Below are 23899 nucleotides of genomic sequence, written 5' to 3'. Positions count from 1 at the left end.
CTTGAATTCTCCGGGGGCAATTACTGGCAGGCTTCGCACTCTTCGAAACCGGGATCGCCCGGTCGCATCGTGCAAGCAGCCCCGAGTATTTCGGGTTCCGGCAAGTTTTGTGCCGGACCCGCCGCCGACGTCGAGGCAGCAGCCGGATTGCCATTGGAAACGGCGTTCAATTCGCCGCCCCGGCCCGTGGATTTTTCCGCGCTGGTGGCGCCAAGCGTGCGCAGGTAGTACGTGGTCTTCAGACCACGCTGCCAGGCAAGCTTGTAGGTGTCGTCGAGTTTCTTGCCCGATGCGCCAGCCATGTAGATATTGAGAGATTGCGATTGGTCGATCCATTTTTGCCGGCGCGAAGCCGCTTCGACCAGCCAGCTCGGTTCGACTTCGAACGCGGTGGCGTAGATCTTGCGGAGTTCAGCGGGCACGCGATCGATGCGGGACAGGCTGCCGTCGAAATACTTGAGATCGGCGACCATCACTTCGTCCCAGAGACCGAGTTTCTTCAAGTCACGTACCAGGTAGTCATTGACGACCGTGAACTCACCGGACAGATTCGATTTAACGTAGAGGTTCTGGTAAGTCGGTTCGATGCAGGCGGATACGCCAATAATATTTGAAATTGTTGCCGTTGGGGCGATTGCTACGCAATTGGAGTTGCGCATGCCGTGTTCTTTGATGCGTGCGCGCAACGCATTCCAATCGAGCGTGCTCGATGCATCGACATCGACATAGCCACCACGCGCTTCACGCAGCAGATCGAGCGTGTCTTGCGGCAGGATGCCGCGATCCCACAACGAGCCTTCATACGATTGATAGCGGCCGCGTTCTTGCGACAGCGCGCTCGATGCCGCGTAGGCGTAGTAGCACACCGCTTCCATCGAACGATCGGCGAACTCGACGGCGTTTTGCGAAGCGTACGGCACGCGCATCATGTGCAGGCAATCCTGGAAGCCCATGATGCCCAGGCCCACCGGGCGATGGCGCTTGTTGGAATTCGCCGCCTTCTCGACCGCGTAGTAATTGATGTCGATGACGTTATCCAGCATGCGCATGGCGATGCTGATGGTGCGTTCGAGCTTCTCGTGATCCAGTTCGAAGCCGCCGTTGGCGGTGGGCTTCATGTGCGCGACCAGGTTCACCGAACCCAGGTTGCACACAGCGATTTCCGAATCGTTGGTGTTCAGCGTGATCTCGGTGCAGAGATTGGAGCTGTGCACCACGCCCACGTGTTGCTGCGGCGAACGGATGTTGCAAGGATCCTTGAACGTGATCCAGGGATGGCCGGTTTCGAACAGCATCGACAGCATCTTGCGCCACAGCGTCAGCGCCGGCATCTTCTTGAACAGCGTCAGGTCGCCGCTGGCCGCGCGGGCTTCGTAGCCCAGGTAGGCCTTCTCGAATTCCTGGCCGAACTTGTCGTGCAGGTCCGGGCAATCCGACGGCGAGAACAGCGTCCAGTCGCCGTTTTCGATGACGCGCTTCATGAACAGGTCGGGAATCCAGTTCGCCGTGTTCATGTCGTGCGTGCGGCGGCGTTCGTCGCCGGTGTTCTTGCGCAGTTCCAGGAATTCTTCGATGTCCAGGTGCCACGTTTCCAGGTACGTGCAGACCGCGCCCTTGCGCTTGCCGCCCTGGTTGACCGCCACGGCGGTGTCGTTGACCACTTTCAGGAAAGGCACGACGCCCTGGCTTTCGCCATTGGTGCCCTTGATGTGGCTGCGCAGCGCGCGCACGGGGGTCCAGTCATTGCCCAGGCCGCCGGCGTACTTGGCCAACAGGGCGTTTTCCTTGATGGCATCGTAGATGCCTTCCAGGTCGTCGGAGACCGTGGTCAGGTAGCACGACGACAGCTGCGAGTGCAGGGTGCCGGCATTGAACAGCGTCGGCGTGGAGCTCATGAAGTCGAACGACGACAGGATCTCGTAGAACTCGATGGCGCGGCCTTCACGGTCCACGCCCGGCTTGGTTTCACCCAGCGCCAGGCCCATGGCGACGCGCATGAAGAAGACCTGCGGCAGTTCGATGCGGCTGCCGCGGATGTGCAGGAAGTAGCGGTCGTACAGCGTCTGCAGGCCCAGGTAGCCGAATTGCAGGTCGCGCTTGGCGTTCAGTGCCTTGGCCAGGCGCGGCAGGTCGAATTGCGCCAGCTTGGCGTCGAGCAGTTGCCCTTCGATGCCGCGGGCGATGAAGGTGGGGAAGTAGTCGGCGTAGCGGGCCAGCATGTCGTCTTGCGACACTTCTTCGCCCAGCACTTCCTTGCGGATCGTGTGCAGCAGCAGGCGGGCGGTGACCGGGCTGTAGGCCGGGTCCTTCTCGACCAGCGCGCGCGCCGACAGGATGGCGGACTTGTAGACTTCGTCGACCGGGATGCCGTCGTACAGGTTCTTGACCGTTTCCTTCAGGATGGCTTCGGTGTCGATGTAGTCGGTCAGGCCTTCGCCGGCGGCGTTGATGGTGGCGCGCAGGGACGACAGGTTGAGCGGGCGCTTGACGCCGTTGTCGGTCACGTTCAGCGTGTGTTCGGGCTCGACGGCTTCAGCGGTCCTGGTCTTCTGGTCGGCGGCGGCACGCTCTTGCGTGCGCTTTTCACGATAGAGGACGTAGGAGCGAGCGACGTCGTGTTCACCCGAGCGCATCAGCGCCAGTTCGGCGTGGTCCTGGATGTCTTCGATATGGAAGGTACCGCCGTTGGGGCGGCTGCGCACGAGCGCATGCACGACCTGGCTGGTCAGCGTCTCGACGATTTGGCGCACACGCGCCGAGGCGGCACCCTGGCCGCCGTTGACGGCCAGGAAGGCCTTGGTCAGCGCGATGGCGATCTTGCTGGGTTCGAATCCGACCACCGCGCCGTTTCGGCGGATGACCTGGTAGCCGGCCCATTGCGCATTGGTGGCGGCGTTTTCGGTTTCGGTAGGCGGCACGGCGGTTGAGGGCCGAGTCACAGAGGCGATCGAAGTCTGCATGGAAGCTCCTGTGCGAAGAAAAGAGACGCGAGGGCTTCGCGTCTGTCTATATATGTAGTGGCGTACGAACCGGGAGGGCGGTCAAGGATGCTCGGCAATGGCAACCTGGCGGATCACCGCATGGCGGCGTCCGAACACAAGATATAGTTGCTTTAACTCTCCCGGGCACTAATTCTAGTGGCTGAATCGGCCGGGGACAAGCCCATCGGCGCAAACAGTTTGAGGCGGATTTGTTACTGGGGTGATCTCCTGGTGGTCCTGCTGTTTCGACCCCTCGTCCCGGCGCGCATTAACAGGCGCTATGGGGCGAAGTGGCCGCTTCACTTCAGGCGGCGTCGATTCCGGCGTAATTTTTGTCGAGGCTGCGTGAGAGACGAGAGGGAAGGGAAGAAGGGAGGGAGAGGGGATCCCCCTCTCCCTTTCCTTGCTTCTTTCCGCACTTCCACTTTTCGTCTTCCCTTCTGCCTCTCTTTCGCTCCGCTCGGAAAAGCCCTGTCGGCGCAAAAGGGGCGATGGGGTCTTTTTCATCAGAAAAAGAAACGCCTTCCTGGCCTCGGTTGAAAAAAGCCGCAGTGGCCATATGGGCGCCAGCCCGGAAAAGGGGCGATGGGGGCTCCCCCATCAACAAACCCTCGCTTGCAAGCAAACTCATCAGGCCGAATCGCTGTGCAACTGTTGCGCAATTGCACAGCGCTGCTATCTCGGCATTGCATCTTATGTACACGCTATTCAGAATGAAGTCTCTTGTCGCATAGCCTTTTTTCCCGGATTTTCCGGGGGTTTTCGACATTTCGAGGATTTCATGAGCAGTCGAGTTGCATTCTCCGATGGCCGTCGTGCCAGCGGATTGTTGTTCAGCGGCATGATGGCCGCGACCTTGGTTTTGACGGGCTGCGTCACCAAGAAACCGGAGCCGACGGCAGCCGCCGCGGCGCAGGCAGCGGACCAGCCGCCCAAGCCGGTCGCCTGCACGCCGGTCGCCGCCGACTCACCCCTGGTTGGCACCTGGTACTCCGTGTCGACGCCGCGTGGCGTGGCCGGCAACCTGCAGGCCGTGACGGTGTTGTCGCCCGATGGGCGCATGACCTATCAAACCCAGCTGAAGATCGGCAAGAAGATCCGTCCCGCGCTTAGCGAAGCCGGTTGCTGGACCTACGCCGAGGGCGTCTACACGATGCAGACCACCACGTCGTACGGCGAGCCGGTCGACATCGGCGATCCCATCTACCGTAACCGTTACCAGATCGAGAAACTCGACGGCAAGCGCGCGCAGATGCGTGAACTGAAGCCGAACGGGCAACTGATCACCGCTACCCGCATGGCGTCCAACTACCGCCTGCCCTGAAGCTGGCTCTGCAACCGGGCCGCCACGGCGACACCGTGGCCCGCAGCGCCCCGCTGGCGGATGCCAGCCTGGACGCCGGGAGCCAAGCCCTGCCTTCAGCCCTGCAGTTGTCCCAACCGCGCCAGCACCACATCCCTGCCTAGCAAAGTTAGCACGGCGTCGATCGCCGGCGTCTGCTGCTGGCCGGTCACGGCCACGCGCAGGGGAATGGCCAGTTGCGGCATCTTCATGCCGCGCTCGGCCAGCACGGCCTTGATGGCGGCCGACAACGCTTCACGCGTCCAGTCGCCGGCGCTCGCGCGCAAGGCGAAATCCGCCAACGCGGTCCGTGCGGTCTCGGTCAGGTGCTGGGCCGCCAGGTCGGCGGCGATGCCCGGGAAGTCGCCGCAGAACAGCATGGCGCCATCGGCCAGCTGTTCCAGGGTCTCGGCGCGGTCCTTCAGCAGGTGCATGACGGCGGCCAGGTCGACCGCGTCGGGCTTGCCACCGCGCTTGGCGATACGCGGCGCCACGCGCGTGGCCAGTTCATCGTCCGCCATCTGGCGAATGTAGTGGGCATTGACCCAGTTGAGCTTCTTCGGATCCCATTGCGAAGCGGACTTCGACAGATGGCGCGTGTCGAACCACTCGACCAGCTGTTCGCGGGTGAACAGCTCGTCATCTCCATGGCTCCAGCCCAGGCGCGCCAGGTAATTGATCATGGCCTCGGGCAGGTAGCCGTCGTTGTCGTATTCCATGACGTTGACCGCGCCGTGGCGCTTGGACAGCTTCTCGCCGTCCGGACCCAGGATCATGGGCACGTGGCCGTATTCGGGCAGTTGCGCGCCCAGGGCCCGCAGGATGTTGATCTGCCGCGGCGTGTTGTTGACGTGGTCATCGCCACGCAGCACATGGGTGATGCCCATGTCCCAGTCGTCGACCACGACGCAGAAGTTGTAGGTGGGCGTGCCATCCGGACGGGCAATGATCAGGTCGTCCAGTTCGCCGTTGTCGAAGCTGATCGGACCCTTGACCATGTCGTTCCAGCTGGTCGCGCCCGTCTGCGGATTGCGGAAGCGCACCACCGGCTTGACGCCTTCCGGCACCGGCGGCAGGGTCTTGCCGGACTCGGGGCGCCAGGTACCGTCGTAGCGTGGCTTCAGGCCGGCCGCGCGGGCCTTCTCGCGCATGGTGTCCAGTTCCTGCGGCGAGCAATAGCAGTGGTAAGCGGTGCCGGCGGCCAGCATCTGCGCCACCACCTCGCGGTAGCGGTCCATCCGCTGCATCTGGTAGAAAGGGCCTTCGTCGGGCTGCATGCCCAGCCAGTCCATGCTGTCGAGGATGGCTTGCACGGCTTCGGGCGTGGAGCGTTCGACGTCCGTGTCCTCGATGCGCAGCACGAAGGTGCCCTTGTGGTGGCGGGCGAAGGCCCAGGAAAACAGCGCGGTGCGCGCGCCGCCCAGGTGCAGGAAGCCAGTGGGCGAGGGCGCGAAGCGGGTGCGGATGGGAGCAGTTTGGGTCATCGAATTAGGCCGGTCATATTGCGTTCTGCACGCATTTTAGAATAGCGTACGTAATTCATGCTTCGACACGCGCTCGCCTCCCTGTTTGGACCCCGCTCACTGGTCATCGTCGCGGACCGGCCGCTGCCCGGCGCGGCCGTCCTGCCGGCCGCGCTGGTGGCGCGCACCACGCGCGTCGACGTGCCGCCCGGCGTGGCCCCGGACATTCCCGCCCACCTGACCGGCCTGGCCGATGACGAAAGGCCGGATCTGGGGCTGGTGTGCGTGTCGCCGTCCGTGTTCGCGGAAACCTTGCGCCGGCTGACGCCGCGCGCCCCACGCGCCCTCATCGTCCTGCCGCACGAGGAGCCCGATCCCTACCCGCGCGGGACGGTGGCCTTGTGCCAGGCCTGGGCCCAGGAAAACCACTGCCAGTTGCTGGGACCGCGCGCGTTCGGCGTGCAGCGTCCCCACGCGGGCTACAACTTCAGCCAGCATCCGACCCTGGCGCGCAGCGGCCGGGTGGCGCTGGTGGCGCAGTCGCGCTCCATCATCGCCGCCGTCATGGATTGGGCCGAGGACGTGCACATCGGTTTTTCCACCGCCATTGCCCTGGGCGACGAGGCCATCGTCAAGCTGGGGCCGGTGCTGGATTACCTGGCGACCGACCCGCGCACGGACAGCATCGCCTTGTACCTGGAGGACGTCGGACCGGCGCGCGAATTCATCAGCGCCTTGCGGGCGGCCGCGTCGGTCAAGCCGGTGGTGGTGCTGAAAGCGGGCCGCGGCCAGGACGACGACGCCGTGTTCGATGCCGTCCTGCGCCGGGCCGGTGCGGTGCGGGTGCGCTATTTCGTGCAGCTGTTCTCGGCGGTGAAGGTACTGGGCTACGCCCGCCGCCCGCGCGGCCGGCGGGTGGCGCTGCTGTCCAATGGCAGCGGGCCGCCGCAGTTGGCGCTGGATCTGCTGGGCCCCGATGCGGCGGTGGAGCGCGCCGACCTGGCGCCGGCCAGCCGCCAGGCCCTGGAAGCGCTGCTGGAGCCGGGCGCGGCGGTGGCCAATCCGGTGATCACCACCGTGCCGCTGACGCCGGACAGGATCGAGGCGGCGCTGGGCATACTCAACGACGATCCCCAGGTCGACGGCGTGCTGGTGCTGCTGGCGCCCGACGCCCTGGCCGACATGCGGGCGGTGGCCGAGCGCCTGGCCCAGGTGGCGCCGCGGGCGCGCAAGCCCATCGTGTCCTGCTTCATGGGCGATGCCGGGATGCGGCCCTTGCGGCGCATGCTGGACGATGCCGGGACGTCGGCTTTCCGCACACCGGAGTCGGCCGCCGACGCGTTCGGCGTGCTGTCCACCCATTTCTATAACCAGCAATTGCTGCTGCAGACCCAGACCGCGCTGCCCCAGGCCGTGCACAGCGGCGACGGCGCCGCGCATGCCATCGTGCGTGGTGCGCGGGAAGCCGGCCGCCTGACCCTGGAACCGGCCGAGGCGCGCGACCTGCTGGCGGCTTTCCAGGTGCCAGTGCAGGACACCATGCCGGTCGGGCTGTATGAACCGCTGTCGCGGCCCCTGGCCATTCGGGTGCAGCGCGACGCGCACTTCGGGCCGGTGATACGTTTCGGCGCGGGCGGGCCGGACGCGGTGCTGAGCCTGGCCGATCGCGGCATGGACCTGCCGCCGCTCAACGGATTCCTGGCGCGCCAATTGATAGAGCGCAGCCGCATCTGGCGCAAGGTGCTGGCGACGCGGTTGGGCACCGTCGTCACCGAAGCCCTGCAGCAGGCCCTGGTACAGGTGTCGGAACTGATCACCGAACTGCCGGACGTGGCCTCGCTGGATATCGATCCGCTGTATGCCGGCGAAACGCGCCTGTACGCGCGGTCGCTGCGCGTCACGTTGACGGCGGACGCGGCGCAAGACAGCCAGCGGCTGGGCGGCTATCCGCACATGGCCATCCATCCGTATCCGTCGCGGCTGGTGCAGGATCGCACCTTTGCCGATGGCACGCCCTGGGTCATCCGGCCTATCCGGCCCGAGGACGGCGAAGCCTTGCAGGATTTCATCCGTAATCTGTCGGAGCGCTCGCGTTACATGCGGTTCGTGTCGATGATGCGTGAGCTGACGCCGCGCATGCTGGCCCGCTACACCCAGGTCGACTATGACCGCGAGGTGGCCCTGGTGGCGACCACCGAGGTGCCGAATCCTGCCCACCGTGGCCACCTGCACGAGGTGATCATCGGCCTGGCCCACTATCTGCGCAATCCGGACGGACGGGGCGCCGAGTACGCGCTGGTCCTGCGCGATGACTGGCAGGGGCGCGGGCTGGGCGGCCAATTGATGCAGGCCCTGATAGCCGCGGCGCGCGAGCAGGGCCTGGAATATATCGACGGCCTGGTGCTGGCGGCCAACCGCCCGATGCTGACGCTGATGCAGCGGCTGGGCTTCACCAATGATCCGGCGCCGGACGACGACGCGACCATGCGCCGGCTATGGCTGCGCCTGGACGGCGATTGACGCCGTCCATTCCCAATTACTGGCGATTGACGCCGTCCATTCCCGATACTGGCGACTGACGCCGTCCGCGCCTAGGCCAGCACTTCCTGCAGGAACGCTGAAATATCCGCCACTTCCTCGGCGCATACCGAGTGCGGCATGGGGTAGTCGTGCCAGCGCACGTCATGGCCCAGGGAGGTCAGCAGGTCGCGCGACGCCGTGGCGCGGGGCAGTTCCACCACCGGGTCGTAGGTGCCGTGCGCCATGAAGATGGGGGTGTCCTGGTTGGCGCCGTGACGCTCGGCCGCCGCCAGGTCCAGCAGCGGCAGGTAGCCGGACAAGGCCATCATGCCGGCCAGTTTCTCCGGCAAACGCAGGCCCGTATGCAGCGTCATGGCGCAGCCTTGCGAAAAGCCGGCCAGCACGATGCGCGAGGTGGGGATGCCGCGGGCATTTTCACGGGCGATGATGGCGCGAATGGCGGCTTCGGAGCGGCGGATGCCAGGACCGTCCTCGCGCCGTACCAGGTCGCGATTGAATATGTCGTACCAGGCGGGCATGGCCATGCCGCCGTTGATCGTCACCGGCTGCACCGGCGCGTTGGGGAATACGAAGCGCACCGCCAGCGTGGCGGGCAGGCGCAGTTCCGGCACGATGGGCACGAAGTCGTTGCCGTCGGCGCCCAGGCCGTGCATCCAGATGACGGTGTGGGTCGGCTGCGGGCCGGTCTGCAGTTCGATGCAGTCGAGCAGGTCGGGCGTGGTGTCTGAGGTCATGCAAGATCCTTCAATGCCTGGAACAGCGCCCGATAGTGCTTGCGCTTGGGCTCCTGCCCCTGCTGCAGCTCGGTATTGGCGCGGGCTTCCTTGCGGGCTTCGCGGATCACCGTGCGCAAATGTTGCACATCGGCGCCCGGATACAGGTTCAGCAGCTCGGTCAAGGCGGTGTCGTCGTCGAGCAGGCGTTCGCGCAGCTTTTCCAGGCGATGCATGGCGGCGGTTTCTTCGCGCGAGCCGTTGCGCCAGATGTCCAGCTGCCGGCGGATGTCGTCGGCAGGGGCGTCGCGCATCAGCTTGCCGACGAAGTGGGTCTGGCGGCGCAGGCCTTCCCGGCTGGTGGTGCGCTGGGCTTCGCGGATGGCTTCATACAGGCGTTCGGCCAGGGGCAACTGGCGTAGCCGTTCCGGCGAGAGCTCGATCAGCTCCTTGCCCAGGTCGGTAAGCGCGAGCATCTCCCGCTTGACGTGCGACTTGCTGGGGCGGGTATAGCCGTGGTCGTCTTCGTCTTCGTCGTCGTTGGCGAGGGGGGCGGGCTGGTCGTGCATGGTGGCTGATAGTGGAGATGACAGGACCTGGGTATGATACCCGTCTCTCTGAAGCGAGCTTTCATGGTCAACTCCTCTTCCTCCCTGCCGATTGCCGAAAACCACGCGCGATTCAGCGAACTGGTCGAAAGCGCCCTGGCGCACGCCCGCAAGATCGGCGCCAGCGATGCCGCGGCCGAAGTTTCCGAAAGCCTCGGGCTATCGGTGTCGGTGCGCAAGAACGATATCGAGACGGTCGAGCAGACGCGCGACCGTTCCCTGGACGTCACCGTCTACGCGGGCCAGCGCCGCGGTTCGGCGTCGACCTCGGATTTTTCGCCCGACGCGCTGCGTGAAACCGTGGAGGCTGCGTGGCATATTGCCAGCGCCACCGCCGAAGACCCCGCCGCGGGCCTGCCAGACGCCGAAAACCTGGCGCGCGACTACCCGGATCTGCAGCTGCACCATCCCTGGGCCATCGATACGGACGCCGCGGCCGAGCTGGCCTTGCGCGCCGAACGGGCCGCGCGTGCGGTCGATTCCCGCATCACCAATACGGAAGGGGCGTCGCTCGGGACGTATGAAGGGCAGTTCGTGATGGGCAACACCCGGGGTTTCCTGGGCGGCTATCCCTATTCGCGGCACAGCCTGTCGGTGGCGCCCATCGCCGGGCGCGGCAACAAGATGCAGCGCGACTTCTGGTATTCCAGCGAGCGTGACGCGCGCAATCTGGCCAATCCCGAGGCGGTCGGCCGCTATGCCGCCGAGCGTGCCTTGTCGCGCTTGTCGGCGCGCCGTATTCCCACCGGCAAGTTTCCGGTGCTGTTCGAGGCGCCCCTGGCGCTGGGCCTGCTCGGTGCGCTGACCCAGGCCACCAATGGTGGCGCGCTGTACCGCAAGGCCACCTTCTTGCTCGACAGCCTGGGCAAGCCGGTGCTGGCGGACCATCTGGATGTGACCGAGGATCCGCACATTCCCGGCGCCATGGGCAGTTCGCCGTTCGACGACGAAGGCGTGGTGACGCGGGCGCGCGATGTGGTGCGGGGTGGGGTGTTGCAGGGTTATTTCCTGTCTACCTATACCGCTCGCAAGCTGGGCATGGCGGTGACGGGCAATGCGGGCGGTTCGCACAACCTGACGTTGGCGTCGCGCAACACCCAGCCGACGGACGATCTGCCGGCCATGTTGCGCAAGATGGGTACCGGGCTGCTGGTTACCGAGTTGATCGGGCAGGGCGTGAATTACGTGACGGGCGACTATTCACGGGGCGCGTTCGGCTACTGGGTCAAGGATGGTGTCATCCAGCACGCGGTCGAGGAAGTGACCATCGCGGGCAACCTGGCCGACATGTTCCGCCAGATCGTGGCGGTGGGCGCGGACGAAATCCTGCGCGGCACCAAGCGCACGGGCTCGATCTTGATAGAGCAGATGGCTATCGCCGGAGCGTAGTAGGCCCCCCGTACCACGCTGCGCGTGGGCCCCCCAGGGGGCGACACCGGCGGACCGGGGGACCCGGTCTACGCTGTCCCCGATGGGACGGCGTTCTTGAGCGAGGCCAGGGCCTGATCGCGCATTCGCCCAGGCCGGCAGACGACCCAAGGGCCATCGCCGTGGGCGACAGCCAGAAAGGAGCAATGGGGAACCCCTATCAAAAAACTTCTTGCTGGATGCACGCTGCACCCAGGTTCGCCGGGCTGCGATGATGGGCGATAGCCCAAGAAGGGGGCGATGGGGGACCCCCCATCATGAAAAACGCTCCCTGCTGGAAGCACACCGCATCCCCAAAAAGCCAGGCAGACGACCGATTTCTGCCTATTCCGGCCGGAATTAGCCGCTTTTGGCGGTTTTCCAGGGTTTCAAGCCGCAACAAATCGAGTAATAATGTCGGGCTTGCCCGCGTTCGGTCCTGTAAGTCAAGACCCGCGCGGCTGAAATTCATCCGCGTTCTTGCACTTTTTTATCCGTCGGACGCGGCGTAGGTCGTCGACAAGTCTTATTCGTCCAGCCCGGGCGCAAGACCCTGGCGTTTACACATACGAGCGTGAGAGAGGGTGTTCCCATGATTTTCACTTATAAGAAATTGCTGGCCGCCGCGGTGCTGGCCGCTTCCCTGCCCGCCGCTCACGCGGCTGATATCAAGCTGGGCGTGGCCGAGGCCCTGTCCGGCGGCGCCGCTCAATACGGCGTGGCCATCCGCAACGGCTTCCAACTGGCCGCTGAAGAAATCAACGCCGCCGGTGGCATCAACGGCAACAAGCTGGCGCTGGTGATCGAAGACGAACAGGGCAAGAAAGAAGAAGCCATCAACGTCTTCAAGAAGCTGATATTCCAGGACAAGGTCCTGATGACCTTCGGCCCGACCCTGTCGAACTCGGCCCAGGCCGCCGACCCCGTCGCCCAGGCCGGCAAGACCGTCGCCTTCGGCACGTCCAACACCGCCGACGGCATCACCTCCATCGGCAACTACGTCTTCCGCAATTCGGTGACCGAGGCCGACGTGCTGCCCGCCACCCTGAAGATGGCCATGGACAAGGCTGGCGTGAAGAAGGTCGCGGTGCTGTATGGCAACGACGACGTCTTCACCAAGAGCGGCTACGACAACTTCAAGAAGGCCCTGGATGACCTGAAAGTCCCGGTCACCACCACGGAAACCTTCGCCAAGGGCGACGTCGACTTCAAGGCCCAGCTGACCAAGATCAAGGGCACCAACCCGGACGCCATCGTGCTGTCGGCGCTGTTGGCCGAAGGCGGCCCCATCATGGTGCAGGCGCGCCAGATCGGCCTGAACGTGCCGTTCATTGGCGGCAACGGCATGAATTCGGTTAAGATCTTCGACCTTGCGCCTGGCGCGGCGTCGAACGATCTGTGGATCGGCAGCCCCTGGTCGATCGAAAACCCGGCCGCTGAGAACACCAAGTTCATCGCTGCCTACAAGGCCAAGTACAACGCGGCGCCGGATCAATTCGCGGCGCAGGCGTATGACGCGATGCACATCGTTGCCGAAGCCCTGAAGAAGACCAAGCTGTCGGGCGATCTCACCGCCGACCGCGCCGCCCTGCGCGAAGCCCTGCCTGGCGTGACCTGGACCGGTGCCACCGGCGCCTTCAAGTTCCGCCAAGCCAAGGACCGCGCCGGCAAGCCCGCCGGTTACGACGCCGAGCAAGCCCCCATCGTCAGCGTGACGAAGGACGGCAAATACGTGATCGTGAAGTAATCCCAAGTATGGCGAGCGCGGCCCCGGCCGTGTTCGACGCCTTGCGGGCCGCGGCCACCGTCGCAGCCCGCAAGGCGTTTTTCGATTCGGAACCCCAGGTATGTTGGAACAACAATTCGTCAATGCCTTGTCGCTGGGCTGTGTCTACGCCCTGTTCGCACTGGGCTTCACGCTGGTCTTCGGCGTGTTGGGCATCATCAATCTGGCTCATGGCGCCGTGTTCATGGTGGGCGCGTATGTCGCGCTGGCCTTCATTACCAAGCTGGGGGCTCCGCTATGGCTTGCCGTCATCGGCGCCTTCGTCGTGGCCGGCGTGGTGGGCGCCCTGATTGACTGGCTGGTGCTCAAGCCGCTGCGCAAGCGCAACGCGCCGCACCTGATCCCCATGATCGCCACCATCGGTGTCGGCATCATCCTCAACAACGGCATGCAGGGCGTCTACGGCGCCAGCAACCAGCGCTTCCCCGCCGGCATCGTGCCGGACCAGACGCTGGTGATCGCGGGCATGCATGTCACGGTCATCGAGCTGGCCATCATCTTCCTGTCCTTCGCGCTGATGGCGGTGCTGATGCTGGTGATGCACCGCACCCAGTTCGGCCGCGCCCTGCGCGCCATCGCCGAGTCGCCCAAGGCGGCCTGGCTGCTGGGGATCAACGTCGAACAGCTGTTCCTGGTGACCTCCTTCATGGCGGGCGCGCTGGGCGGCGTGGCCGGCCTGCTGATCGGCCTGTACTCCAACGCCGTCTTCCCGCTGATGGGCCAGCCCATGCTGCACAAGGGCATCGCCGTCATCATCCTGGGTGGCATGGGCGACATCCGTGGCGCCATGCTGGGCGGCCTGTTCCTGGGCTTCGCCGAGGTGCTGTCGGTCGCGTACATCGGTTCGACGATGCGTGACGCGGTGGCTTTCGGCCTGCTCTTCCTGATTCTGCTGGTGCGCCCCCAGGGCCTGTTCGGCAAAGTGGTGCAACGCAAGGCTTGAGCATGAGCGGACTCGAAAATTTCTGGAATATCTACGGCAACCTGGTCATGTCGCTGGGGACCAACGCCTTGCTGGCGTTGTCCATCTGGCTGACGCTGGCCTGCGGCATGCTGGCCATGGCCAACGCGGCTTTCATGGGCATCGGCGCCTATGCGGCGGCGCTGCTGACGATGAACTACGACATGCCGTTCTCGGTGGCGCTGGCGGGCGGCATGGCCGCGCCGGCCGTCGTCGCGGCGCTGATCGGCCTGCCCACCATCCGGCTATCCGGGGTGTACCTGGCGATGGCGACACTGGGCTTCGGCGAAGTGGTGCGGGTGGCCATCCTGAATACCGAATCGGTGACCGGCGGCGCGCTGGGCCTGAATGGCATTCCGCAACTGACGCAGTGGTGGCATGTGGCGGGCGCGGTGGTGATCGTGCTGCTGGTGCTGTGGCGCGTGCGTGCCTCCAAGGTGGGCCGTGCCTTCGACGCCATCCGTGGCGATGAAACCGCCGCCGGCCTGATGGGCATCGACGTGCGTGCCAACAAGATGCTGGCCTTCATCCTGGGCGCGGCCGTCGCCGGCCTGGCGGGTGCGCTGAACGCCCACCTGACGTTTTTCATCGGCCCGCAGGAATTCGGTTTCGACCGTGGCGTGGAAATCCTCACCATGACCATCCTGGGGGGTATCAACAGCCTGATCGGACCGCTGCTGGGTAGCGCCATCATTACCGTGCTGCCGGAAGCGCTGCGCGGGCTGGGCGATTTCCGCCTGGTCGCCAACGGGGTCATCCTGGTGCTTATCGTTCTGTTCCTGCCGCAAGGCATCTGGGATCCGGCGCGTTTCGCGCGCTGGACGCGCAAGGGAGGCAAGCGCCATGCTTGAGCTCTCCAATATCTCCATGCGTTTCGGCGGCCTGCATGTGCTGCATGACGTCAATTTCAAGGTGCCGCAGGGCTCCATCTTCGGTCTGATCGGCCCCAACGGTGCCGGCAAGACCACGGTGTTCAACATCATCACCGGCCTGTTGCGCCCCAGCGGCGGCAACGTTTCGTTCGATGGCAAGAGCCTGATCGGCGTCAAGCCGCATCGCATCACCCGCGCCGGCGTGGCACGTACCTTCCAGAACATTCGCCTGTTCAAGGAAATGACGCTGCTGGAAAACGTGGTGGTGGGGGCCTACCGGCACATGCACTACGGCGTCGGCGGCCTGTTGTTCAGCCTGCCCAATTTCCGCAAGCACGAGGCCCACGCGCGCGAGCGCGCGCTGGAACTGCTGAGCTGGATGAAGCTGGACCACAAGGCCAACGACCTGGCCGACAATCTGTCCTACGGCGAACAGCGCCGCCTGGAGCTGGCGCGCGCGCTGGCCACCGAGCCGCGCCTGTTGCTGCTGGACGAACCGGTGGCCGGCATGAACACCGGCGAGCGCGCCGAACTGATGCGCGAGATCGAGGCCATCCGCGGCCGCGGCTACACCATCCTGATGATCGAGCACGACATGCGTTTCGTGATGGGGCTGTGCGAGACCATCGCGGTGCTGAACTTCGGCAAGATCATCGCCAGCGGCGAGCCGGACGCGATCCGCAACAATGAACAGGTCATCGAGGCTTACCTGGGCCGCGACGACGAAGAGGACGAGCAAGCCGCGGAGGTGCGCGCATGACCGCCATGCTGGAAATACGCGGCCTGGAAATCAATTACGGACACATCGAGGCCGTGCGCGGCATCGATATGTCGCTGGACGCCGGGCAGATCACCGCGCTGGTGGGCGCCAATGGCGCCGGCAAGTCGACCACCCTGCTGGCCTTGTCGGGCCTGTTGCCCAAGGCCAAGGGCTCGGTGCTGTTCGAAGGCGAGGACATCACGCGCCTGGCCCCGCACCAGATCGTTGCCCGCGGCATCGTGCAGGTGCCCGAAGGGCGCGCCATTCTCACCACCATGACGGTGCGCGAGAACCTGGAACTGGGGGCCTATCGCCGCGGCCGGGCCAAGGTCGAGGACGATCTGGAATACATCTTCAATCTGTTCCCGCGCCTGAAGGAACGCCTGCAAGGCGTGGCCGGCAACCTGTCGGGCGGCGAACAGCAGATGCTGGCGATCGGCCGCGCGCTGATGGCCAAGCCGCGCCTGTTGCTGCTGGATGAGCCGTCCATGGGCCTGGCGCCCATCGTCGTGCAGGAAATCTTCCGCGCCGTGCGCACCATCAATGCCAGCGGCCTGACCCTGTTCCTGGTGGAGCAGAACGTGCGCCAGGCGCTGAAGATCGCGCAGAAGGGCTACGTGCTGGAGAACGGCGCGCTGGCCCTGTCGGGCAGCGGCCGCGAACTGCTGGGCCACCCCCGGGTGCTGGAAGCCTACCTGGGCGGTTGACCAGGCAGGCCGTTCAGTTGAGCGGGACCGTGAAGCAGGCCTCGATTTGCGCACGGTCCATGCCCGCGCGCAGGCACAGGGAAAGCAGGATGCGCGACTTCTGCGGATTGTGGAAGCCCGCGGGGATCAGCTTGTCCTTGCCCTCGTTCCACAGGAAGCCCGCGCCGCACACCGTCGATTTCACGACCGGGATGCCGCGCTCCACGCAGGCATTGGCGTGCGTGACCATGGCGGTGGACATGGTGCCATTGCCCGTGGCGGCAATCACCAGCCCACGCGCGCCCTGGTCCAGGAAATAGTCCAGCACGCCCGGATCATCGTTCAGATGCGTGTGGACCACGGCCACGCGCGGCAAGGCAGCGCCCGAGGACATGTCGAAGGGCGGCGGCAGCAGCGGTTGCGCGGCATGCGCGTAGAACAGCGGCTGGGTGCCCATCATCACGCCCAGGAAGCCGGCATCGTGCGTCTGGAAGGTGTCGACCGCCATGGTGTTCGTCTTGGAGACATGGATGGCCGAGGCGATGCGGTCGTTGGCGCAGACCAGCACGCCGCGGCCACGCGCCTTGGGCGAGGCGGCCAGGGCAAAGGCGTGTATCAGGTTCAGGGGCCCGTCCGCGCTGATGGCGGAGTTTGGCCGCATCGCGCCCACCAGCACCACCGGTTTTTCATGGCGCAAGGTGAACTGCAGGAACGCCGCGGTTTCCTCAAGGGTGGCGGTGCCGTGCGTGATCACCACCCCGGCAACATCGTCCTGCGCCAGCTGGCGGCTGATGCGGCCATGCAGCTCCAGCAGGTCGGCGTCCGTGATGTCGGCGCTGACGACGTTGCGGAACTGTTCCGGCACGGGCGTGCAGAAGGACTCCACCTCGGGGATTTGTGCCAGCAGTTCGGCGCCGCTGAGGACGCCGGCCCGATAGGATGTCGTGTCGAGATTGGACTCGGATTGCCCCGCGATGGTGCCGCCGGTGAAGATGACCGCGACTTTGAGTTTGCTCATGATTTCCCTTGTAGATAGCCTTGCCGCCGGGCAGTGACCGGGCCTTCGCGGTTAGCGATACTTCCTTCGACTTGCGCCGGGAAGAGATTCTTTGCGTGGTGGGCGAGTCGGGTTCCGGCAAGTCCGTCAGCGCCAACGCCAACGCCATCATGGGCCTTCTGCCCGACTTCCTCAAGCCGGTCGTCGGCCGTATCGTCTTCGACGGACGCGACCTGCTGACGCTGCCCGAGAGCGAGCTGCAAGGCATGCGCGGCAGCCGGACAGGCATGATCTTCCAGGAGCCCATGTCGGCACTGACGCCGACCATGACCGTAGGCGACCAGATCATCGAGGTCATGGCCCTGCACAACATGCATACGCCGCAGGAGCGCCGCGCGCGCATGCTGGCGCTGCTGGGGGGAATCTTGCCGATTACTACGGCGTGAGAGTGGTGGCGCGCGTCGTGGCCGCCGATCCCACGGCGGTGGTCGACCAACGCCTGCGCGTCATCGGACTGCGGGGCCTGCGTATCGCGGACGCGTCCATCATTCCCCAAACCCCGTCGGCCAGCACCTGTGCCGCCGCGATGATGGTGGGTGAGCGGGCGGCCGACATGATTCGGGAGGATGGGCGGCGCTCAAGCTGGTGGTCCTTCATCCAGCCTTCCTATATATATAGAGGGCAACAAGCCAACCCGCCGCGTCGCGGCTCTATCCGGGAGTGAGATTGTGAGTGCAAGCTATCGAACAGAAGGTGTCTACGAGGCGGGCGATGTGGTGCTGCAGTCAGGCCTGACGTATCGTGGATTGCGTATCGGCTATGCCACCTACGGCAAGCTCAACGCCAACCGCGACAACGTGATCCTGTTTCCGACCTCCTACGGTGCAACCCACCTGGACCAGGAACACATGATCGAGCCAGGCGGCGCGCTGGACCCGGACCGCTATTTCATCGTCATTCCCAATCTGTTCGGCAACGGCATATCCAGCTCGCCGTCGACCAGCGCGTGGCCTCACGTGGGGCCGCGTTATCCCCACACGACCCTGTACGATGCCGTGCACGTCCAGCAGCGCATGCTGGCCGAGGTCTGGGGGATCGAGGAATTGGCGCTGGTCTATGGGTTTTCCATGGGCGCCATGCAGGCCTATCACTGGGCCGCCCTGTTCCCGGACCGGGTCCGGCGCATCGCCGCGGTGTGCGGCGCGGCGCGCTGTTCCCCGTACAACCGGGTGTTCATCGACGCCGCCAGCCTGGCACTGACCGCGGATGCCGCGTGGCAGGACGGCGAGTTTCGCGCCTTCCCGCAACGGGGGTTCCGGGCGATGGGGCGGGTCTACGCGGCCGCGGGTCTTTCGCAGGATTTCTATCGGGAAGAAGCGTGGCGGACATTGGGCGCCAGTTCGCTGGAGGATTACCTGATCCGTTTCTGGGAAGGGCATTTCTCCCGGCGCGATCCGGCCGATCTGCTGGCGCAGTTCTGGTCCTGGCAGCATGGCGATATCGCCGCCAACGATCAGTACCAGGGAGATTTCGTCGCGGCGCTGCGGGCAATCACGGCCGAGGTATTGCTGATGCCGGGCGATCACGACATGTATTTCCGCGTCGCGGACAGCGAGATCGAAATGGGCCATCTGCGTCGCGCCCAATTGAAGCCCATTCCTTCCATCTGGGGACACCGGGCCGGCAACCCCAACGGCCTGCCGGCCGAGCGCGCCTGGATAGCGCGGGAGGTGCAGGCCCTGCTGGCTCGCGGCTGAGCAAGGGGTGGCAGGGTGTTTTTGCCACGGCCCCGGCGCTTTGCGCCCCGCTGTGTTCAAAAATTGCTCAATCCATGCTAGAATCGCAGACTTCCCTTGTTTTCCGTACTCGCACGGGCGAACCAACAACGCTTAGGCGGGGCGGCGAAGGGGGGGATTCCAGGCGGGATTTCTCCGCCGGAAAACACATATTTCTCTCTAGGAACCATCATGAAGACCTTTGTGGCCAAGCCGCATGAAGTCAAGCGTGACTGGTTTGTGATCGACGCGAAGGGCAAAGTCCTCGGTCGTGTGGCCAGCGAAGTCGCACGTCGTCTGCGTGGCAAGCACAAACCCGTTTTTACGCCGCACGTTGACACTGGTGATTACATCATCATCATCAACGCCGCCGATATCGTCGTTACCGGGAACAAGGCGCTGGACAAGAAGTACTACCGCCACTCGACCTACCCGGGCGGTATCAGCGAGACCAACTTCGGTAAGATGCAGCAGCGTTTCCCCGGCCGTGCCATTGAAAAGGCGGTCAAGGGCATGCTCCCGAAGGGTCCGCTTGGCTATGCCATGTTCAAGAAGCTGAAGGTGTACGCCGATGACAAGCATCCGCACACCGCGCAGCAACCTCAGCTGCTGGAAATCTAAGGAATCGACATGATCGGTAACTGGAATTACGGAACCGGCCGTCGTAAAACTTCGGTGGCGCGTGTGTTCCTCAAGAAAGGCTCGGGCAAGATCGTCGTCAACGGCAAGCCCGTCGACGAGTTCTTCGCTCGTGAAACCGGCCGTATGGTCGTGCGCCAGCCGCTGGAACTGACTGGCCACCTGGAGTCCTTCGACATCCGCGTCAACGTGCATGGCGGTGGCGAGTCGGGTCAAGCCGGTGCAGTGCGCCACGGCATCACCCGCGCGCTCATCGACTACGATGCCACGCTGAAGCCCGCGCTGTCGCAAGCTGGCCTGGTGACCCGCGATGCTCGTGAAGTCGAACGTAAGAAGGTCGGTCTTCGCAAGGCGCGTCGTCGCAAGCAGTTCAGCAAGCGTTAATGCCCAGCAAAAAGGCCGCGAAAGCGGCCTTTTTGTTTATGCTGAACGCTTGGCGCGCTTTCTCTGCTGCAAAAAACATGTCTCGCTCGGTCTTGTTTCGCATTCTGCTCGTCCTGGTGGTCGGTCTGGTGATCGGCGGGGAAGCGATGTACCTGGTTCTGCGGCAGCGCGATGCCGAGCCCGGCGCGCCCACCCCCGCGGCGATGCAGGCCTTGAATACGGAATTGGCCCAGCGCGGCGCCGACCTGGAGTTCGTGCGGCGGCAGTTGGACATGGCCGAGGGCGAGCTGGCGGTGGAACGTTCGACGCGCGAGAGCCTGACGACCCAGGTCAATACGCAACTGGACCAGCTTGGCACCTTGCGTGACAGGCTGGCCTTTTATGAGCAATTGCTGCCGCCCGGCCCTGGCGGCGTGGTCAGCGTGCGTGGCCTGGACGTCGAGCATACGGCGGACGGCCTCAGCTACCGCGTCCTGTTGATGCGCAGCGCCCGCAGCGGCAGTCCGCCTTTCGTCGGCAGCCTCCAGTTCGTGGCCGACGGCACGCAGGACGGCAAGCCGAAAACCGTGGTGCTCAACCTGTTGCGCCCGGGTACTCCCACGGCGGCAAGCGCCACGCCGAAATCCGGGGCTGACACCATCCCCTTCGATTTCGATCAGTATCAGCGCGGTCAGGGGCTGCTGGCCCTGCCCGCTGGCTTTGTCCCCAATTCGATCACCCTCAACGTGCTGGAAGGCGGTGTGGTACGGGCGACACGCTCAGTAAAAGGTCCCTTCTGAGTGATCGACGTCAATAGCCCCGGTCCCGTGTAGGTGTATTGGGCGGGCTTGCGCCGCGCGCAGTATAGTAGACAAATATGCCGGTGCCTCGGTGCCGTCTGAATTCGCCCTCATAGGGCAGGAGTCCCGATTATGAACGCTGTTACCGAAACCGTAGACCTGCAAGCCCCCCCGCCCATTCCCCTGGTGTTCACCGATTCGGCCGCGGCCAAGGTGAAGGATCTGCTGGCTGAAGAAGGCAATCCCGAGCTGAAGTTGCGCGTGTTCGTGCAAGGCGGCGGCTGTTCCGGCTTCCAGTATGGTTTCACCTTCGACGAGACCGTCAACGAAGACGACACCGTGCTGGACAAGGAAGGCGTGCAGTTGCTCGTCGACCCGATGAGCTTCCAATACCTGGTAGGCGCGGAAATCGACTACAAGGAAGATCTGGAAGGCGCGCAATTCGTCATCCGCAACCCGAACGCCAGCACCACTTGCGGCTGCGGCTCGTCGTTCTCGGTTTAAGTTCGCGGTCGCGTCAGGCGGGATAAAGCGCGCCAAGTATGCGCGGCCCGCTTGCACCGGTGACCTCCGGCAAGCCAGCCGGGACGCGGTCCAGGAAAGCCTGGGCCAGCCAGGCGAACGCAAAAGCCTCCACTGCCTGCGCGGGTACCCCCACCTCATCGGTGGGGCGTACCGGCCGTTGCAGGCAGTCGCTCAAATCCCGCATCAGCCCGCTGTTCCTGACGCCGCCCCCGCATATCAGCACTTCCCGCGTGTCCGGCGCGTGCGCCACGATGGCGTCCGCTGCCGTGCGCGCGGTGAAGCGTTGCAGGGTGGCCTGGATGTCCTGGGGCTGCAAGGCACGGCAATAGCCGGCCCAGGCGGCCAGGCGCTGGTCCAGCCAGGTGCGGTTGAACAGGTCGCGGCCGGTGGATTTGGGCGGCGCCAGCTTCAGCCAGGGTTCGCTGGACAGCAGGTAATTGAGAATGTTGTCGTCGGCCTTGCCACTGGCCGCATAGGCCCCGCCGTCGTCGTAGGGCTGGCCGGTCTGGCTTTGGCACCAGTCGTCCAGCAGCATATTGGCGGGACCGGTATCGAAACCGACGATGGGACGGCCGGGGGCCAGCAGCGTCACATTGGCGATGCCGCCCAGGTTGAGGATGGCGCGGGGCGTATCGGCGCCGAAGAGGGCCGCGTGGAACGCTGGCACCAGCGGCGCGCCCTGGCCGCCCGCGGCGACGTCGCGGCTGCGGAAGTCCGCCACCACGTCTATGCCGCAGCGTTCGGCCAGCAGGGCCGGGGCATTCAATTGAACGGTAAAACCCAGGTCGGGGCGATGCCGCACCGTCTGGCCGTGAACCCCGATGGCGGCGACGTCTGCCGCGGCCACGCGGGCCTGGCGTAGCAAGGCCTGCACCACGTCTGCGTAAAGCCCGACCAGGGCCTGCGCGGCAAGGGCCGCGCGTTCGAGTTCGTCGGGACCGCTGGTGTTCAGTGCGAGGAGCGCCTGGCGCAGGTCGGCCGGCATGGTCGCATCGGCTTGCGCCAGCAGTTCGGGCTGGGCGCCGCCCAGCCGTACCAGCACCCCGTCCACCCCATCCGTGCTGGTGCCGGACATCAACCCGATAAGCAAACGTGGTGTGCTCATGGTGTCCGGCTCCAGAGGGATGTTGGCGTGGGGTATGGCCTGGCCTAGTTCATGCCGGCGCTGGCCAGCGCGCCCGGCATGGCTTGCTGGAACTTGGCCAGCAGTTCGATCTGCTGGCGATAACCGGCGGCCAGCTTGGCGAAGGCCGCCTTGTCGTTGCCTTCCAGGCTGCGTGCCACCGGCAGGTCCACCGACAGGGGATCGATCGGTTCGTTGTTGACGCGGAATTCATAGTGCAGGTGGGGGCCGGTGGCCCAGCCGGTCATGCCGACATAGCCGATGACTTCACCCTGCGTTACGCGCGCGCCTTTGCGGATGCCTTCGGCGATCCGGCTCTGGTGCGCGTACAGCGTAGAGTATTTGCCGTCGTGCTTGATGATGACGACGTTGCCATAGCCATTCTGCACACCCGCGAATTCCACCGTGCCATCCGACGTGCTGTGGATGGGCGTGCCGGACGGCGCTGCGTAATCCACACCCTTATGGCCGGTCCACGTCTTGTGGATCGGGTGCATGCGCATGCCGAAGGTCGAGCTGATACGGCTGAATTTCAGCGCGGTGCGCAGGAACGCGCCGCGCAGGCTGGTGCCGTCGAAGCCGTAATAGGCCCCGCTGTTGCTGCCCTCCGGACCGAACCAGACAGCCGTGTAGGTCTTGTCCTGGTTCTTGAACTCCAGGGCCAGCACGCGGCCGGCGCCGGCGTAGCGGCCGTCGTGCGAGCGCACTTCGTAGACCACGCGGAATTCGTCGCCCTGGCGCAGGTTGCGCAGGAAGTCGATCTTGGCGCTGAGGATGTCGGCCATCTGCATGGTGACCGAATCGGGCACGCCGGCTTCGTCGGTGGCAGCGAACAGGGAGGACCGGATGGTGCCCACGGCCACACGGGTCTGGCGATCCGTGTTCTGCGTGACTTCCTCGGCCTTGTAGCCATCGCCGTTGGGAACCACATTCAGGTAGCGGGTTACCACCTGGCCATCGCTTTCATTGCCAGGGGTATGGATATAGCGCAACCACAGCAGCTTGCCGGACTCATCGGTGGCCGCCTGCACGGACCGGCCAGGGTACAGCTTGTAGATGCTGCGCGCGCTGGGGTCGTGGGTCAGGAAAACCTGCAGCTTGTCGTCGTCCAGTTCCAGCCGCTGCAGCACCGCTGCCAGCGTGTCGCCGGGACGGATGCGCGCTTCGCTGATATAGGGGGCGTCGGCGTTGGCGCTGACCTGGTACTCGTCCGGCGTCAGCGTCATGACGCTCTGGACCAGCTGGGACGGGGGGAGGTTGCTGACGTCGCCTTGCGGGACCATGCCGACCGCGGCGGCGGCGGCGAACAATCCAAGGGCGGAGGCGACAAGAACGCCACGGAAAAACTTGGCGCGTTTGGTGATCGGTGCTTCGGCGTCTACTAGCAGCGGGGCATTCGTCTGTGCCGCGCTGGCCGCCGGGTCTTGAAACCCTCGGGTCATCGTCGAAAAAACCTTGGGGACGGAACCCCTGTATGACAGTTGCGTATGATTAGGGCGCTATCCTAGCCCATTCGGCTAAAATTTTCGACCAATTTTCAGATCTTTCCATAGGTAA

General features: G+C 64.8%; 22 protein-coding genes and 1 pseudogene. 15 read left to right on the top strand and 8 right to left on the bottom strand.

The genetic code is table 11. The features are described 5' to 3' along the window. Nucleotides 1-20: 20 nt before the first annotated feature. Both CEY05_RS14080 and CEY05_RS30945 read right to left on the bottom strand, forming a co-directional pair. On the bottom strand, nt 21-2960 hold the full coding sequence (locus CEY05_RS14080; protein ID WP_088598942.1) for a ribonucleoside-diphosphate reductase subunit alpha: 2940 nt from the start codon (nt 2958-2960) through the stop codon (nt 21-23). A 325-nt stretch (nt 2961-3285) separates the two neighbouring features. After that, nucleotides 3286-3750: a hypothetical protein gene (locus tag CEY05_RS30945; RefSeq protein WP_143220435.1), complete on the bottom strand. Its 465-nt coding sequence runs from the start codon at nt 3748-3750 to the stop codon at nt 3286-3288. A gap of 12 nt (nt 3751-3762) precedes the next feature. On the opposite strand from CEY05_RS30945, the gene CEY05_RS14075 reads away from it, so the two are divergent. Then, nucleotides 3763-4305 carry a hypothetical protein gene (locus CEY05_RS14075; protein WP_369825945.1) on the top strand — a complete coding sequence of 181 codons (543 nt, stop codon included), beginning with the start codon at nt 3763-3765 and terminating at the stop codon, nt 4303-4305. 95 nt (nt 4306-4400) lie between these two features. Here CEY05_RS14075 and gltX read toward each other — a convergent pair whose 3' ends face one another. Continuing rightward, nucleotides 4401-5807: a glutamate--tRNA ligase gene (gene gltX / locus CEY05_RS14070; protein ID WP_088598941.1), complete on the bottom strand. Its 1407-nt coding sequence runs from the start codon at nt 5805-5807 to the stop codon at nt 4401-4403. Between the two features lie 57 nt (nt 5808-5864). Here gltX and CEY05_RS14065 point away from each other — a divergent pair, with 57 nt between their 5' ends. Beyond that, complete coding sequence (locus tag CEY05_RS14065; RefSeq protein WP_088598940.1) at nt 5865-8306, top strand: GNAT family N-acetyltransferase; 2442 nt, start codon at nt 5865-5867, stop codon at nt 8304-8306. Nucleotides 8307-8377: 71 nt separating this feature from the next. On the opposite strand, the gene CEY05_RS14060 is transcribed toward CEY05_RS14065, so the two are convergent. Both CEY05_RS14060 and yjgA read right to left on the bottom strand, forming a co-directional pair. Next, a complete protein-coding gene (locus CEY05_RS14060) occupies nt 8378-9061 on the bottom strand; it encodes an alpha/beta hydrolase (protein WP_088598939.1) in 684 nt (227 codons plus the stop codon). Next, nucleotides 9058-9609, bottom strand: a complete 552-nt coding sequence (yjgA, locus tag CEY05_RS14055) for a ribosome biogenesis factor YjgA (protein ID WP_088598938.1) — start codon at nt 9607-9609, stop codon at nt 9058-9060. The genes CEY05_RS14060 and yjgA overlap by 4 nt, the downstream gene beginning before the upstream one ends. Before the next feature lie 63 nt (nt 9610-9672). Between yjgA and pmbA the strand changes: the two genes are divergently transcribed. The 6 genes from pmbA (at nt 9673) to CEY05_RS14025 (ending at nt 16141) form a co-directional block, all read left to right on the top strand. Continuing rightward, the gene (gene pmbA, locus CEY05_RS14050; protein ID WP_088598937.1) at nt 9673-11037 is read left to right on the top strand and encodes a metalloprotease PmbA; all 1365 of its coding nucleotides are present in this window, start codon (nt 9673-9675) and stop codon (nt 11035-11037) included. Between the two features lie 610 nt (nt 11038-11647). Further along, a complete protein-coding gene (locus CEY05_RS14045) occupies nt 11648-12802 on the top strand; it encodes an ABC transporter substrate-binding protein (protein WP_088598936.1) in 1155 nt (384 codons plus the stop codon). A 100-nt stretch (nt 12803-12902) separates the two neighbouring features. Continuing rightward, nucleotides 12903-13784, top strand: coding sequence for a branched-chain amino acid ABC transporter permease (locus CEY05_RS14040; RefSeq protein WP_088598935.1), 882 nt, complete (start codon nt 12903-12905; stop codon nt 13782-13784). Between the two features lie 2 nt (nt 13785-13786). After that, nucleotides 13787-14653 carry a branched-chain amino acid ABC transporter permease gene (locus CEY05_RS14035; RefSeq protein WP_088598934.1) on the top strand — a complete coding sequence of 289 codons (867 nt, stop codon included), beginning with the start codon at nt 13787-13789 and terminating at the stop codon, nt 14651-14653. Then, nucleotides 14646-15434 (top strand): ABC transporter ATP-binding protein, encoded by a 789-nt coding sequence (locus CEY05_RS14030; protein WP_088598933.1) that lies wholly within the window; start codon nt 14646-14648, stop codon nt 15432-15434. The genes CEY05_RS14035 and CEY05_RS14030 overlap by 8 nt, the downstream gene beginning before the upstream one ends. Beyond that, nucleotides 15431-16141, top strand: coding sequence for an ABC transporter ATP-binding protein (locus CEY05_RS14025; protein ID WP_088598932.1), 711 nt, complete (start codon nt 15431-15433; stop codon nt 16139-16141). Before CEY05_RS14030 ends, CEY05_RS14025 begins: the two co-directional genes overlap by 4 nt. A 13-nt stretch (nt 16142-16154) precedes the next feature. On the opposite strand, the gene CEY05_RS14020 is transcribed toward CEY05_RS14025, so the two are convergent. Beyond that, on the bottom strand, nt 16155-17138 hold the full coding sequence (locus tag CEY05_RS14020; protein WP_088599225.1) for an asparaginase: 984 nt from the start codon (nt 17136-17138) through the stop codon (nt 16155-16157). 14 nt (nt 17139-17152) lie between these two features. On the opposite strand from CEY05_RS14020, the pseudogene CEY05_RS14015 reads away from it, so the two are divergent. The 7 genes and pseudogenes from CEY05_RS14015 to erpA form a co-directional block, all read left to right on the top strand. Next, nucleotides 17153-17533: pseudogene (locus CEY05_RS14015) on the top strand (ATP-binding cassette domain-containing protein); the annotation flags it as partial. Nucleotides 17534-17559: 26 nt separating this feature from the next. Next, on the top strand, nt 17560-17841 hold the full coding sequence (locus CEY05_RS14010) for a GMC oxidoreductase (RefSeq protein ID WP_088598931.1): 282 nt from the start codon (nt 17560-17562) through the stop codon (nt 17839-17841). 4 nt (nt 17842-17845) lie between these two features. Beyond that, on the top strand, nt 17846-18874 hold the full coding sequence (locus CEY05_RS14005; protein WP_198952780.1) for an alpha/beta fold hydrolase: 1029 nt from the start codon (nt 17846-17848) through the stop codon (nt 18872-18874). A gap of 210 nt (nt 18875-19084) precedes the next feature. Then, entirely contained in the window at nt 19085-19513 is a 429-nt protein-coding gene (gene rplM / locus CEY05_RS14000; RefSeq protein WP_088598929.1) for a 50S ribosomal protein L13, read from the top strand. Nucleotides 19514-19522: 9 nt separating this feature from the next. Further along, a complete protein-coding gene (rpsI, locus tag CEY05_RS13995) occupies nt 19523-19915 on the top strand; it encodes a 30S ribosomal protein S9 (RefSeq protein WP_088598928.1) in 393 nt (130 codons plus the stop codon). 77 nt (nt 19916-19992) lie between these two features. Beyond that, nucleotides 19993-20694: a DUF6776 family protein gene (locus CEY05_RS13990; RefSeq protein WP_143220433.1), complete on the top strand. Its 702-nt coding sequence runs from the start codon at nt 19993-19995 to the stop codon at nt 20692-20694. 132 nt (nt 20695-20826) lie between these two features. Next, nucleotides 20827-21198, top strand: coding sequence for an iron-sulfur cluster insertion protein ErpA (gene erpA / locus CEY05_RS13985; RefSeq protein ID WP_088598926.1), 372 nt, complete (start codon nt 20827-20829; stop codon nt 21196-21198). A gap of 13 nt (nt 21199-21211) precedes the next feature. Here the strand turns inward: erpA and CEY05_RS13980 are convergent, their stop codons facing one another. Together CEY05_RS13980 and CEY05_RS13975 are read right to left on the bottom strand one after the other, a co-directional pair. Then, the gene (locus CEY05_RS13980) at nt 21212-22324 is read right to left on the bottom strand and encodes an anhydro-N-acetylmuramic acid kinase (RefSeq protein WP_088598925.1); all 1113 of its coding nucleotides are present in this window, start codon (nt 22322-22324) and stop codon (nt 21212-21214) included. A gap of 44 nt (nt 22325-22368) precedes the next feature. After that, on the bottom strand, nt 22369-23784 hold the full coding sequence (locus tag CEY05_RS13975; protein WP_198952779.1) for a M23 family metallopeptidase: 1416 nt from the start codon (nt 23782-23784) through the stop codon (nt 22369-22371). Nucleotides 23785-23899 lie beyond the last annotated feature (115 nt).

It is taken from the genome of Achromobacter sp. HZ34, assembly GCF_002209485.1.
GTDB lineage: Bacteria > Pseudomonadota > Gammaproteobacteria > Burkholderiales > Burkholderiaceae_B > Bordetella_C.
Note: the sequence above shows the minus strand (reverse complement) of the source record. Positions and strands in the feature narration are given on the sequence as shown.